The organism is Pseudomonadota bacterium, assembly GCA_010028905.1.
GTDB lineage: Bacteria > Vulcanimicrobiota > Xenobia > RGZZ01 > RGZZ01 > RGZZ01.
In genome coordinates this window covers 1-13443 of record RGZZ01000095.1, presented here as the reverse complement: position 1 = coordinate 13443, position 13443 = coordinate 1, and the positions used below count along the sequence as shown (strand labels likewise).

Annotated in this window: 13 protein-coding genes; 11 read left to right on the top strand and 2 right to left on the bottom strand. The window is 66.7% G+C overall.

The annotated features are described in order from the left end of the window. Positions 1-12 precede the first annotated feature (12 nt). Positions 13-1374: an aspartate kinase gene (locus EB084_09055; protein NDD28396.1), complete on the top strand. Its 1362-nt coding sequence runs from the start codon at positions 13-15 to the stop codon at positions 1372-1374. A gap of 24 nt (positions 1375-1398) precedes the next feature. Here the strand turns inward: EB084_09055 and EB084_09050 are convergent, their stop codons facing one another. Continuing rightward, entirely contained in the window at positions 1399-1857 is a 459-nt protein-coding gene (locus tag EB084_09050; GenBank protein ID NDD28395.1) for a TlpA family protein disulfide reductase, read from the bottom strand. Between the two features lie 188 nt (positions 1858-2045). Here EB084_09050 and EB084_09045 point away from each other — a divergent pair, with 188 nt between their 5' ends. From EB084_09045 to EB084_09005, 9 genes are all read left to right on the top strand, one after another. Continuing rightward, a complete protein-coding gene (locus EB084_09045) occupies positions 2046-2315 on the top strand; it encodes a hypothetical protein (GenBank protein NDD28394.1) in 270 nt (89 codons plus the stop codon). 111 nt (positions 2316-2426) lie between these two features. Next, a complete protein-coding gene (gene neuB, locus EB084_09040) occupies positions 2427-3455 on the top strand; it encodes an N-acetylneuraminate synthase (protein ID NDD28393.1) in 1029 nt (342 codons plus the stop codon). A gap of 140 nt (positions 3456-3595) precedes the next feature. After that, entirely contained in the window at positions 3596-4660 is a 1065-nt protein-coding gene (locus EB084_09035; GenBank protein ID NDD28392.1) for a hypothetical protein, read from the top strand. Positions 4661-4936: 276 nt separating this feature from the next. Next, a complete protein-coding gene (locus tag EB084_09030; GenBank protein ID NDD28391.1) occupies positions 4937-5392 on the top strand; it encodes a 50S ribosomal protein L13 in 456 nt (151 codons plus the stop codon). A 50-nt stretch (positions 5393-5442) separates the two neighbouring features. Continuing rightward, on the top strand, positions 5443-5823 hold the full coding sequence (locus EB084_09025) for a 30S ribosomal protein S9 (protein NDD28390.1): 381 nt from the start codon (positions 5443-5445) through the stop codon (positions 5821-5823). 110 nt (positions 5824-5933) lie between these two features. Then, positions 5934-7559, top strand: coding sequence for an NAD(P)H-hydrate dehydratase (locus tag EB084_09020; GenBank protein NDD28389.1), 1626 nt, complete (start codon positions 5934-5936; stop codon positions 7557-7559). 64 nt (positions 7560-7623) lie between these two features. Continuing rightward, complete coding sequence (locus EB084_09015) at positions 7624-8559, top strand: hypothetical protein (protein ID NDD28388.1); 936 nt, start codon at positions 7624-7626, stop codon at positions 8557-8559. 29 nt (positions 8560-8588) lie between these two features. Further along, positions 8589-9014 (top strand): CBS domain-containing protein, encoded by a 426-nt coding sequence (locus EB084_09010; protein ID NDD28387.1) that lies wholly within the window; start codon positions 8589-8591, stop codon positions 9012-9014. A 46-nt stretch (positions 9015-9060) separates the two neighbouring features. Next, positions 9061-9804, top strand: coding sequence for a gamma-glutamyl-gamma-aminobutyrate hydrolase family protein (locus EB084_09005; protein ID NDD28386.1), 744 nt, complete (start codon positions 9061-9063; stop codon positions 9802-9804). Here the strand turns inward: EB084_09005 and EB084_09000 are convergent. Next, positions 9791-11107 (bottom strand): divalent metal cation transporter, encoded by a 1317-nt coding sequence (locus EB084_09000; GenBank protein NDD28385.1) that lies wholly within the window; start codon positions 11105-11107, stop codon positions 9791-9793. The genes EB084_09005 and EB084_09000 overlap by 14 nt on opposite strands. Positions 11108-11277: 170 nt before the next feature. Between EB084_09000 and EB084_08995 the strand changes: the two genes are divergently transcribed. Further along, the coding region (locus tag EB084_08995; protein ID NDD28384.1) for a hypothetical protein at positions 11278-13443 on the top strand (2166 nt) is incomplete at its 3' end.

The window sequence follows — 13443 nt, the reverse complement described above, 5'->3', positions numbered from 1 at the left end:
AGGAGAGGGCAGATGAAGACGAGAATGCGCCGCCTCATGATTGTGATGAAGTTTGGTGGCACATCGGTAGGAAGCGGCGACATGATTCGGCAGGTGAGCCGCATCGTGGGCCAGGCGCGGGAGCGACGTCCTTTCGTGGTGGTCTCGGCTGCCTCGAAGGTCACCGACCTGCTGCTCGATGGGGCGCGCCGCGCGCTCGAGGGCGGAGAGGCGGCGGCGCTGCGCGCGCCCGTGGTCGATCGGCAGCGCCAGCTGCTGTCTGAGCTCGGGCTCGCCGCGAACCTTGTCGACGACCATCTCGAGACCCTGCTGCATCTCTACGAGGGGGTCTCTCTGCTGGGCGAGCTCACGTTGCGCACGCTCGATCGCATCGCGTCGCTGGGGGAGCGCATGTCGGCGCGCGTGGTCGCGCACGTGCTGCGCGAGAGCGGCCTGCCCGCGCGCGATTTTGCCGCCTGGGAGCTGGGCATGCGCACTGATTCGACCTTCGGGTCGGCGCGCATGCTGGCCGAGGCGCCTGAGGGCATGCGCGCGGCCTACGGTGCCCTCGAGGCCGACGTGGTGCCGGTCGTCACCGGCTTCATCGGGCATGACACTGAGGGGCGTGTGACCACCCTGGGCCGCGGGGGCAGCGATCTCTCGGCGTCGCTCTTCGGTGCGGCGCTCCGAGCAGATGCCATCGAGATCTGGACCGACGTGTCGGGCATCATGACGTGCGACCCGCGGGTGGTGAAGACCGCGCGGGTGGTTCCGCGACTGGCCTTCGCTGAAGCGGCCGAGCTGGCGTACTTCGGCGCGAAGGTTCTTCACCCCAAGACCATCGAGCCGGCCATGCGCGACGACATCCCCGTATGGGTGAAGAATACCTTCCGCCCGGAAGATCCCGGAACCGAGATCGTTGCTGCAGTCGAGACTCGCGCCAGCGGGCCGGTGGGCATCTCGATGCGTCGACGCGTCACCAGCGTGAGCCTCATGTCGACGGGCATGCTCGATTCGAGCGGATTCATGGCCCGCGTGTTCGAGACGTTCTCGCGACAGAACGTGCCCGTCGATGTCATCTCCACGTCTGAGGTGCAGGTGTCGTTCACCGTGGGCATCTCCGATGAGGCCATCGAGCTGGCGGCCCGCGAGCTGCGCGACACCGCGACGGTGACGCTCGTGCCCGATCGCGCCGTGGTCTGTCTGGTGGGCGAGGGCATGAAGACCACCGCGGGCCTTGCAGGGCGGGTGTTCAGCACCCTGGGCGCCGCGGGGGTGAACGTGGAGATGATCTCGCAGGGGGCTTCCGAGATCAACATCACCTTCGTCATCAGCGACGCCGAGTGCGAGGCCGCTGTGCGCGCGCTGCACGCTCACTTCTTCGAGGCGGTGTGAGGCTGGCAGCGCGCGGGGGAGGGGTTACGTAGCGCTCTCCTCGCTGCGGCTGAGCACGCGCTCCATCGACTTCTCGAGCATGCCGATGCCGTGCTCGCCCGCCGCGTAGTGGCGCAGGTGCCCTTCGGCGTCGAACAGGTAGAACGCCGGCACGAACTTGTTCTCAAACAGATCGGTGATCGTGTGCTCGTTGTCGATGGCCACCGAATGGGTGAGCCCGTAGTCGGCGGCCGCCTCTTTCACGCGATCGACCTCGGTGTCGCGCTCGGAGCGGGGCATGTGCACACCCACGAAGCGCAGGCCACGCGGTTCGAGGGTCTCGCGCCACTTCACGATCTGGGGCATCTGCTCAGAGCAGATGCCGCAGCTGATGGCCCAGAAGTGAACCAGGGTGGGGCTGCCGAGCAGGGCCTCGCGGCTGGTCTCGCTGCTGACCCATTCTGTTGCGCCGCTGAGCGCGGGGAGATCGCTACCGATCTTGATCGCCATGGTATCCTCCAGAAGCAGGTTGGGTGCCCCGGGGGGCGACGAGCCGATTCGTCGAGCAGTGGAAGGGAACCTTCGTTGCCAGGATCAGCCTCGACCGGCATCCAACCTCTTCTGCCTGAGGCGTCGCTGTCTTCGACGTCGAAGGCCGATATGCGGCAACCAATTCCTGGGAGAGCGCATCCATGCCGTACGAGATACGGGTTGAGGACGACGTGTTCGGGGTCTACGAGGGAGACGTCTATCTCGGTATCCTGGCCTGCCCCTACGAGCAGACCGAGGAGGACTTCGAGCGCGAGACCCGCGAGGCAGGGTTCACCCTCATCCGCCGGGACGAGATCGCCAACATCGATGCATTCGACAGCGATGAGCTCCTTGCGTGGCAGGTTTTTGCCATCGATACGCAGGAAGACGAGGCGCTCGACGACGACGTCGATGACGACGACGACGAGTAGAAACCGGAGAGGCCGTCGGGGACCGCGCTTGCACCTCCTGGCGAACCCTCTGCCGAGGCAGGCAGGAAGATCTTGAGCCAGCAGTCCCATCTCTCGTTCGGTCCGCGGGCCGTGGGTCACGCGCACCCGTGCTTCATCATCGCCGAAGCCGGGGTGAACCACAACGGCGATCTCGACATCGCGCGCCGCCTCATCGACGTGGCGGCAGAGGCCGGCGCTGATGCGGTGAAGTTCCAGACCTTTCGCACCGACCGTCTGGCCGCACGCAGCGCCGCCAAGGCAGCCTACCAGCGCGAGACCACTGACGCCGACGAGTCGCAGGCGGCCATGCTCGCGCGTCTCGAGCTCTCTCCGGAGAGCCACGAGGTCTTGATCGCGCACTGCCGGGACAAGGGCATCATGTTCATGTCGACGCCCTTCGACGAGGAGAGCGCAGACCTCTTGCATCGCCTGGGCGTGCCCGGCTTCAAGATCTCGTCGGGCGACCTCACCAACCTCCCCTTCCTCGCGCACGTGGCGCGGCTCGGTCTTCCCTTGATCATCTCGACCGGGATGGCGACGCTGGGTGAGGTCGAGGAGGCGGTGCGAACCATCGAGACGGCGGGCTGTTCGGGTCTTGCCATCCTGCACTGCGTCAGCAGCTATCCTGCGGAGACGGCAGATGTGAACCTCCGCGCGATGCAGACCCTGCGCGATGCGTTTCGCCATCCGGTCGGCTACTCCGACCACACGCTGGGCATCGAGGTCTCGCTTGCGGCGGTTGCCCTGGGGGCATGCGTCATCGAGAAGCACTTCACCCTCGACACGCGCATGGCGGGGCCCGATCACAGGGCTTCTCTCGAGCCAGCCTGGCTGGCGTCGCTGGTCGCGGGCATCCGCACGGTGGAGCAGTGCCTGGGTGACGGGGTCAAGCGCCCCCGCCCGGTCGAGCTGGGCGTGGCCGCGGTGGCGCGCAAGTCGTTGTTCTGGGCCGATGACCTTGCGCGGGGTGAGACGGTGACCGCGGGCAGCCTCATCGCCCTTCGTCCTTCCAGCGGTCTTCATCCGCGCGTGCGCGACAGCCTTGTGGGTCGTCGTCTTGCGCGCCCGGTGCACGGCGGGGAGCCGGTGCGAGAGGCGGATCTCGAGGAACCGTCCTGAGCCGACGCGCCGAACCGAGTGAGCGGGCGCAGGGACGGAGCGCACGCTTCGTAGAATAGGCGCCGACCAAATCCAAGCCCGCGCGACTGCCACCCGACGAGGGGCCGCAGATCTGGCGGGGCATCCCTGAGGAGCCTGACATGAACAAGTTCTCCGTGCGCGGAGTCGAGGTGGGCGGCGCCCGAACCTATGTCGTAGCCGAGATGGCGTGGAGCCACGACGGCCAGAAGGATCTGGCGCTCGCCATCGCACGCGGCGCGGCGCAGGCTGGCGCCGACGCGCTCAGCGTGCACATCACCAACATGGAAGCATACATGGTGCCGCATTACGGCAGCGGTGAGGGGCGGGTCTCGGCGGGCAAGGACGCCACGAAGATCTTCCGCTACCTGTGCGACGTGAATGTGCGCGACGCGTGGTGGGCAGAGATCGCCCAGGCCACGCGCGATGCAGGGATGGCGCTGGTGGTGATGGCCAATGACGAGCCGAGCCTCGCGCTGGCCCGAACCCTCGACCCGGATCTGTATGTGCTCTCCGCGGCGTGCTTCGTCGAAGAGCGCTTCGTGCGCGCCGTGGCGCGCGAGAAGAAGCCACTGCTGCTGCGCGTCGGCGGGGCGTCGATCGGGGAGATGGAGCAGGTGCTCGCCTGGCTCCACGATGAAGGCCTCTACGACTACGTGATGCTGTTCGGGCAGCAGAACTATCCCACGAAGATCGAGAACACCGATCTGCTGAAGCTGCGCACCCTGCAGCGCACGTTCGACTGCCTCGTGGGTCTGGCTGATCACATCGATGCCGATGACCCCGTGTCGACCCAGATCCCGTTCATGGCCATTCCTCTCGGCGCGTGCATGATCGAGAAGCACATCACGCACGACCGCTCGAAGAAGGGCGAGGACTTCGAGTCGGCCCTCAACCCAGACGAGTTCGCCGACTTCGTGGTGCGGCTGCGCAAGGCCGAGGCGGCCCTGGGCGACCCCTTCTTCCGCGGGATGAGCGAGTCTCAGCACAAGTACCGCATGGTCGCCCGCAAGCGGCTCGTGGCTCGTCGTCCCATCAAGGCCGGGACGCTTCTCTCGGAGGAAGACGTGACGTGCAAGCGCGCTGACGAGGGCGAGTTCGTTGATCGCCTTCCACTGGTTCTCGGGCGCACCGTGTCTCGCGACCTCGAGACGGACGACGGCATCGCCTGGGCGGTGCTGCAGTAGCCGTCGAATGCGTGCGACGGGTGCGCGTCCCTTCGAAGCGGGCGAGGCTGCGCGCGTCGAGGTGCTTGACACCCGGTCGCACGTGATGTACAATCGAGCGCACTGATCATCATTGACCACGGTCTCCACGCCCGCGTGCCGCGCGAAACGGCAGAGCGGCAACGCGCGGAGCGGCGAGTCCCCGCCCGCCTGGCGGGTCGAATCACCGACTCCCACCAGGCCGAGCCAGGGCGACGGGCACCCCGGGAAACCCCGGATACAATAGGAGGAAGTAAGTTGAGAACCTTCAGCATCAAAGCCGAGGAGGTTCAGAAAGAGTGGTTCGAGATCGACGCGGCGGGCAAGACCCTGGGTCGCCTGTCGTGTGAGATCGCGCGTGTCCTCACGGGCAAGCACAAGCCGACTTTCTCGCCTCACATCGACATGGGTGACCACGTTGTCGTGGTGAACGCTGAGCAGGTCGTGCTGACCGGCAAGAAGCTCACCGACAAGTTCTACTGGCGCCACTCGGGCTATCAGGGCTCATTGCGCCTGACGTCCGCCAAGGACATGCTCAAGCGTCATCCGGAGCGCGTCATCGAGCACGCCGTCAAAGGCATGCTTCCCAACAACAAGCTCCGCGCGGTCCGCATGGGCAAGCTCAAGGTCTACGCGGGAGCCGCTCATCCCCATCAGGCGCAGAGCCCCAAGCGGCTCGAGGTCCCGACTGCCGTCCTCGGCGCGCAGGCGTGAGAATTCACAAGAGGTGAACTGAATTGGCCAAAACCAAGACATCTGCTCCCATGTTCTTCGCCACCGGCCGTCGCAAGACCGCCATCGCGCGCGTGCGACTCACTGCCGGCAAGGGTGAGGTCGAGATCAACGGACGCCCCATCGACGTCTACATGGGCCGCAAGATCATGGAGATGATCGTGCGCCAGCCCTTCGAGGTCACGGGCAACTCGGGTCGGTTCGACGTGAAGGTGAACGCGCACGGCGGCGGTATCGCCGGCCAGGCGGGTGCCATTCGTCACGGCATCGCCCGCGCGCTCGTGAACTTCGATGCGGCGCTCCGCCCCTCGCTTCGCAAGGCCGGACTCCTCACGCGCGACCCGCGCGAGAAGGAAAGAAAGAAGTACGGCCGCAAGCGCGCTCGTCGCGGGTTCCAGTGGACCAAGCGATAGTCGTGCTGGCGCAGGCGCAGCAGCAGTTTCGCTGACGCTGCGCGTGTCGCACCGAGGCCTTCAGAGACACGTCTCTGAAGGCCTTCTTGTTTCCATGGCCGTGTGGCTCGATGAGGTGCAGGGGGGCGGCGGGCGTGCGGCGTAGGCACGCACTCATGTTTGCACTCACGGCACAGCAGGCCATGGAGGTCGACCGACGCACCATCCAGGAGGTCGGCCTCCCCGGCCTGGTCTTGATGGAGAATGCGGGCCGGGCTGTGGTTCGCCTGATCGAGACCGCCTTCGCCACCCATCTCGGCCGCGGTGTCGCCGTCGTCGCTGGGCGGGGCAACAATGGCGGTGACGGGCTCGTTGTGGCGCGCACCCTCGCCTCGCGCGGCGTCGCGGTCAGGGTTGTCTCCCTGGGCAAGCGCACGCAGGCGCGGGGAGACGCGGCTGTTCAGTGGTCTCTGCTGCAGCACGTGGCGGCAGACCAGATCGAGGTCATCGAGGTCGACGCCGCGGTCGACCTGCCGCGTGCCGCCGCTGCCATCTCGCAGGCGGGCGTGTGTGTGGACGCACTCTTCGGCACGGGACTCGAGCGGCCGATAGAGGGGCTGGCGGCTGGTGTCGTGGCCCTGCTCAATGACGCGGCGGCACCCGTCATCGCCGTGGACATCGCCAGCGGCGTTCACGGCAGCACGGGTCACGTGCTCGGGTGTGCTGTTCGTGCGGCGGTCACGGTGTGTGCCGGCGCGTTGAAGCGAGGGGCGCTGATCCATCCTGGAGCCGCGCACTGCGGCCGTCTTCACGTCGCCGAGATCGGTTTTCCGCCTTCTCTCATCGAGTCGGTCTGCGACGGGGTCGAGGTGACGACTCCCACGGCCATCGGATCGTGGCTTCCTGCGCGGGAGCTTACCGCACACAAGCGCTCCGTGGGCCGCGTGAGCATCGTGGCCGGCGCGGCTGGAATGGCGGGGGCCGCCGTCATCGTCACGCGCGCCGCGCTCCGCGCGGGCGCCGGTCTGGCCACCCTGGCCCACCCCCGATCGATCGGGGGCTTTCCCGAAGGGCTGCTGCCCGAGGCGCTCACCCGACGGGTGGATGACGATGGAGAAGGTGCCTTTGGCGCGTCGTCGCTGCAAGGTCTGGTAGAGGCCACATCTGGCGCTGACGCGGTGGCGGTGGGTCCGGGCGTCGGGCGATCGTTGGCGACCCTTCAGGTGCTCGCCGCTCTGATCGACGTAATCGAGGTGCCGATGGTGGTCGACGCCGATGGTCTGCGTGCGCTGCCCCTGGCTTCCACATCACGACCGGATCGTGTGCTGACGCCGCATGCGAACGAGATGGCGGTTCTGATGGGGGAGGCGGTGGAAGCGGTCGTTCGCGGGCCCGTCGAGGTTGCCCGCGCGTGCGCTCGGCGTCACGGGTGCGTGGTCGTGCTGAAGGGCCATCGCACCGTGGTGGCGGCCCCAGACGGACGCGTCCGCATCAATGTCACCGGGAATCCGGGAATGGCAAGTGGCGGCATGGGAGATGCGTTGACGGGCGTCATCGCGTCTCTGCTCGCACAGGGCGTGGCCACGTTCGAAGCGGCGGTAGCGGGGGTGTTCGCCCACGGGCACGCAGGTGATCGACTGGCCGCGCGCCGCGCGCGTGTGGGGTGGCTCGCCAGCGACGTGGCCGATGAGATGCCGCACGCGTTCGACGATATTCGCACGCGCCCTCTCGAGCTTGGGGCGGTCACGATGATCTAGCCCGTTTGGGGAAGGGTTGAACGGGGATGGTTCGAGAAGACCCCCCCAAGACTTATCGGAAGAGATGCGCATGTCGGCAGAAGACGGACTCGGCACAAGGACGATGATCAGCTTCAGCAAGATCATCGAGCGATCGCGGGGCTATCACCTGCGTGACTTCGTCATCGAGGAGCCGCTCGTCAACGAGCGCTACCTGCTGCAGCCGCTCACCCGCCCCATCAGCAGCTACTGGAAGGGGTGGGTTCTGGTGCAGGCGGCGCGCCGCACCGGAAGGTTCACCGTCGAGATTGCGATGGCGCTCCATGATCGCTATCCTCTCCACAACGGCCTGGTTCGCCCGTTCTTCGGGGTCGATGGCGTGCGAGAGCGGGCCGCCAACATCGACGGCCGTGAAGACGGCTGGTACGAGTATCGCTCACAGGAGCAGCTCACGCGCGTTCTGGGCGAGGCCACGCAGCGGGCGGCCAGCACCGGGTTCAACCATCTCTATGAGCGCCATGCCGCCACCATCGTGCGAGAAGCCAAGCGAGCGCAGGATCTTCTCAACCAGTGGGAGGCACGTGACGCGCAGGCGGGTGAGGCGCCTCTTGGGCAGCGCTTCCCCGAGCTCGAGCACGAGCTGCGGGCGGCCGAGTTTGTCTCGAACGCCCCGTGGGTGTCGAGCATGCGACCGGTTCTCGGTGATGCGGCCTGGATGCTGTCAGACGCGCGCCGCAGATCGGCCCTGACCTACGTCATGGCCAGCCTCATGGCGACCACCGATGAGGCTGAGATGTCGCAGAACATCTACGTGCCCGCGGTGCTCGACGACGAGGCCGGGACCATGTGTGGACGCACGCCGTTCTACCTGTATCTCGACCCCTCAGACAGCTTTGACGAGCGCGTCGACCGCTTCTGCTTCTTCAAGGCGCTCGACATCGTCGAGGCGCAGTTCGCCCCCACCGATCGACTGCAGCTGTCCGCGGGGGTTCGAACCCGCGGGTTCGACCTGGAGCAGTGACCTCGCAGGCGCGGTTCGCGCGCGACGTCATGTCGGAAGATGTGATCACGGCCTGCACAACAGACTCCGTGCAGGACGTGGCCCGTCTGCTCTGCGATCGACGCATCGGGGGGGTGCCTGTTCTCGACGAAGATGGCCATCTCGTGGGGATCCTGACCGAAGACGACCTCATCGTGCGCGTCGCCGGCCCGCATGTTCCTGCGCACGTCGAGCTGCTGGGTGGCATCATCTATCTCGAGCGTCCTCACGAGATTCAGGAGAACCTGCGAAAGTCGATGGGAATGACCGTCGAAGAGGTCATGACGCGTGAGGTGGTGACGGTCGACGATGACTGCCCGCTTCGCGATGTGGCCGAGCTGATGCTGACGAAGCGGGTGAACCGCGTTCCTGTGATGCGCGAAGGGGCCCTGGTCGGCATCATCACGCGCCACGATCTCGTCTCCACGCTACGTTGATGGGGCACGCCTTCCGAGCTGAACCCCTCGTCGAGGAACCTGCGGCATGACCGACCGCAGGCGGGTCGTGCTCACCGTGGGTCGCATGCACGATACCGCAACCCCGTATCGCGGCGCGCTGGAGGCCGCTGGGCTCGAGGTGCTGGTGCTCTCATCGGCTGACGTCACCGCCCACCACGCGGACGTGGCGGCGCAGCGCCTCGACGAAGTGCAGGGCGTCGTGCTCGCAGGGGGAGGCGACATCGATCCCGCGGCACAGGGCGAGACCGAGCCCTGGCATCCCCTGGTGTACGGTGTCGACGGGAACCGCGACACCTGGGAGCGGGCCGTGTTCGACGAGGCGTGGCGACGAGGCATGCCCGTGCTGGCGATCTGTCGTGGCGCGCAGGTGATGAACTGGGCGCTGGGAGGCACCCTGTGGGCAGACATCGATGATCAGCATGAGCCTCGAGCCACCCCGAAGCATCACCGTCAGACTGACTACGGTCAGGCGAGGGGCTCGCTCACCCATCCCATCACGGTCTCGCCGGACAGCCTGCTGGGAAGCGTTCTCGGTGAGGAGCGCCTGCAGGTCAACAGCATCCATCACCAGGCCATTCGTCAGGTGGGGGCGGGCCTCGTCGTCACGGCCAGGGCGGACGATGGGGTGATCGAGGCCGTGGAGGACCCGTCACGACCGTTTGCCATCGGTGTGCAGTTCCACCCGGAGGAGCTGTGGGCCGCGTACCCGGTCTTCTTTCGCCTCTTCGAGGCATTCAGCGCGGCCGTAGACGCGTTCAGCGGCGGTTGACCGAGGCCACGCACGCAGGGGCGTGAGCCGAGGTGCGGGGCGATTGGGTCGCGCTGCCACCCGCCAGGGCCTCTCTCACGGTGAAGAAGATGAGGGCTGCGGTCAAGGCGATGATCAGCGCGGTGCAAGTCCAGGCGAAGGCCCGATAGCCTCGTCCCACGGCCCAGTCTCCCATGACGTGTCGGTTGCTGATGAGCAGCAGCATGCAGACCAGGATGACCGGGAGAAGAGCGCCGTTGATCACCTGTGAGAATACCATGATGGGCACCAGGGGAAGGTTCGGGATCATCACCAGTGCCGCGCTGACACCGAGCATCGTGAAGTAGAGGCCGAAGAACACGGGGGCCTCGCGAAACGACAGGCCAACGCCGGATTCCCATCCGAACGCCTCGCACACCGCGTATGCCGTGGAGAGCGGGATGATGGAGACCGAGAACAACGCGGCGTTGATCAGCCCGATGCCGAACAGCGTTCGTGCGTGCGCTCCGGCCAGCGGGGCGAGGGCTTTTGCCGCGTCCTCGGCCTTGGCCACCGGCGGGAGCCCGGCGTGGTGGATGGTTGCGCTGCAGGCGATGAGGATGAACGCGCCCACGGCAGCCATCAGCATGGTTCCGAAGACCGTGTCGAGCAGCTCGAGTTGATAGTCCTCTTTCTGGATGCCCTTGTCGCGTATGGCCGATTGCTGGAAGAACTGCATCCACGGCGCGATGGTGGTGCCCACGAGAGCGACGCTCAGGCCGAGGAAGCCGGGGGTCCACTCCACCTGCGGGTGCAGGGCGGCCTGTGTCACCTCTGACCAGTCCGGGTGCGCCATGAAGCCGCTCACCACGTAGGTGACGTAGATCATGCAGGCGGCCAGGAAGACCTTCTCCACGCGCTGATAGGAGCTGCCCACGATGAGCAGGCCGAGGAAGACAGCGCCGGCGGGTACGCTGATCCAGCGCGGGATTCCGAAGAGCTCGGTGCCGGCGGCGAGGCCGGCAAAGTCGCCCACGGTGTTCGCAAGGTTGGCGAGGAGGAGCACGAACATCACGCCCATGGTCACGCGCACGCCGAAGCGCTCGCGGATGAGGTCGGAGAGGCCTTTCCCGGTGACGCACCCCATGCGCGCGCACATCTCCTGCACCACGCTCTGGAACAGGCAGACGAGGATGAGCAGCCAGAGCATCTTGTATCCGAACGTCGAGCCCGCCTGTGAGTAGGTGGCGATGCCGTTGGCATCGTTGTCGACGTTGGCCGTGATGATGCCGGGACCCATGATGAACATGAAGAGGACGATCTTCTTCTTGAGGCGAGCCCACATAGGGGGTCGGCATTCCATGCTCTTTCGGCGCTCTCCTCCAACGCAGCGGGCTATGTGCACGCGAGGGCGCAACACGTCAGGTTGCAACAGGGCATGGGGTCTGCTATCATTGCCGTATGAAAAAAATTAAACCCGAAGCCCGCCACGAGGGGCGCGCCTCTCGCAGCGCCGTGAAGACCTCCGTGAAGGCCGCCGAGAAGCCGCGCACGTCACCGCGGCAGGGAACGTCGTCGTCCTCCAAGGGGCGCGGCGCGCGCAAGCCCTCTCGACCCGCGGCTCCCAAGGGAGGATGGCTCGCGCGCCGCCCCGCGCGCCCCGTGCACCCGGCCACGCCCATCGATGAGATGGCGGGCATCGTCCTGGTGGCGTGCGCGCTGCTGCTCGCACTTGTCGTTCTGGCCCCGTCGTCGGTGGGCGCGCTCTCGCCGTTCGGCCTGTGGATGCGTGACGCCCTGGGGCAGGGGGGGGTGATCCTGGCCGCATGCGTTCTTCTCGTGGGCATGGAGGCCTTCATCCCACACCAGGCGCTCGGTGTGCCCATGCTGGCACTCGCCCTCGGAGTCCTCTTCGTCTGTCTCGAAGGTCTTGCAGACCTGATGGGCGGTCAGGGGGGGCGTCTCGGATCGTTTGTGGGAACTGGGGTTCGCGCGGGTCTGGGGGTGCCAGGCGCCTGGATCGCCACCGTGACCCTGGCGCTCATCGACATCCAGTGGATCACCCGCGTCTCCCTTCGTGGGCCGGCGCGCTGGCTGGTTCTTCCGCTGCGTCTCGTCTGGCGTGCCGGCGCACTTGCGGTGCGCCTCGTGCAGGCGGTCTGGGTACGCGGATCGCGTGGTCTGTGGGCTTTCGCGGACGGGGTGGTGTCTGAGCGCGACGACAGTGTCTCTGATGGTCGTCCGGTGGCCGAATCAGAGGGGTTCGTTCCGCCGGTCACGGTCAAGCCGCTGGTCCCCGTCGCCGAGTCGTCGTCGACGAACGGCGCTCGTCGCAAGGGCAGCGCGACACCGGCCGAGAGGCCGACCTCTCCGCCGGTTCAGCCGCCCGCCGAGGTCCCTTCCAGCACCGAGCGCAAGGGCGGACGCGAGCGCGCAGAGGCCTCTTCCTCTGTGGAGAGCGGGCCGCAGTTCCCGCCCATGCTCGAGGCGTCGAAGCCTGTTCTTGCCGAGACCCCGCAAGGAGGGCCTTCGGAGAGCGGCGCCGCCGTGTCGCGTTCCACCGCTGTCGAGGCGCTGTCCAAGCCCATCGAGGCGGTCGACGATGATCTCGAGATCCCAGGCTACGAGGAAGACCTCGCGGACGGCGACGAGCCCATCTTCGATGAGATTGACACACTCGCGAGGCCCGATGAGACGTCACGCGATGACGGGGCGCCCGTCTTCGACGACGAGCCGCCGTTCGAGCCCAGCGGCACCCGCGCTGACGCGGACGACGCTGATGCCACCGCGGTGCTCGCGCGGGCGTGGGCAGAGAGCGAGGCGCCGGGCGCCCGAGCGCTCTCCCTCCCGCTGCCCGAGGGAGACGCAGACGCGCCTCGCGTCGCCCGCGTGGTGAGCTACGCGCTGCCGCCGGTCGATCTGCTGAACACCTCGAGCGTCTCGGTCGGTGTCGAGTCGGCGGCCGATTTCTCACGGGTGATCGTCGAGACGCTGAACAGCTTCGGCGTCGCGACGCGCATCGTCAACGTCGAGAAAGGACCCACCGTCACCCGCTACGAGCTGCAGCCCGCGCGTGGGGTGAAGGTGAGCAAGATCACCAGTCTGAACAATGATATCGCCCTGGCCCTGGCCGCGCAGGCGATTCGCATCGAGGCGCCCATCCCGGGCAAGTCGGCCATCGGCATCGAGGTGCCGAACTCCCGGGTCGACGCTGTGCCCATGCGCGAGATCATCGAGAGCGCCGGTTTCCAGAATGGGCAGGGGTGCATGCTGGCCCTTGGCAAGGACATCAGCGGTCGTGCGGTGGTGGCCGATCTGCTGCGCATGCCGCATCTCCTGATTGCAGGCGCCACGGGTTCCGGCAAGTCGGTGTGCTTGAACACGGTCATCGTCAGCATGCTCTACCGCTTCACGCCGCAGCAGGTCCAGATGGTGATGGTCGACCCCAAGCGGGTGGAGCTCTCCATCTTCGAGGGCATTCCGCACCTGGCCAACACGAACCCGAATCCGAACCAGCGCATCGTCAAGGACGCGAAGACGGGAACCCTCGTGCTCAAGCAGGCCACCGAGATCATGAACCAGCGCTTCGAGCTGCTCTCCCAGAACCGCGTGCGCAACATCGCTGAGTACAATGCCAAGGCAGACGTTCCGATGCCCTACCTCGTCATCATCGTCGACGAG

Bases quoted from the DNA above. Each gene is read 5' to 3' on its own strand.
- EB084_09020 (NDD28389.1), top strand. From the start codon at position 5,934: ATGAGGTGCAGGGGGGCGGCGGGCGTGCGGCGTAGGCACGCACTCATG.
- EB084_09035 (NDD28392.1), top strand. From the start codon at position 3,596: ATGAACAAGTTCTCCGTGCGCGGAGTCGAGGTGGGCGGCGCCCGAACC.
- EB084_09055 (NDD28396.1), top strand. From the start codon at position 13: ATGAAGACGAGAATGCGCCGCCTCATGATTGTGATGAAGTTTGGTGGC.
- EB084_09005 (NDD28386.1), top strand. From the start codon at position 9,061: ATGACCGACCGCAGGCGGGTCGTGCTCACCGTGGGTCGCATGCACGAT.
- EB084_09015 (NDD28388.1), top strand. From the start codon at position 7,624: ATGCGCATGTCGGCAGAAGACGGACTCGGCACAAGGACGATGATCAGC.
- EB084_09000 (NDD28385.1), bottom strand. From the start codon at position 11,107: ATGTGGGCTCGCCTCAAGAAGAAGATCGTCCTCTTCATGTTCATCATG.
- EB084_09025 (NDD28390.1), top strand. From the start codon at position 5,443: ATGTTCTTCGCCACCGGCCGTCGCAAGACCGCCATCGCGCGCGTGCGA.
- EB084_09010 (NDD28387.1), top strand. From the start codon at position 8,589: ATGTCGGAAGATGTGATCACGGCCTGCACAACAGACTCCGTGCAGGAC.
- EB084_09045 (NDD28394.1), top strand. From the start codon at position 2,046: ATGCCGTACGAGATACGGGTTGAGGACGACGTGTTCGGGGTCTACGAG.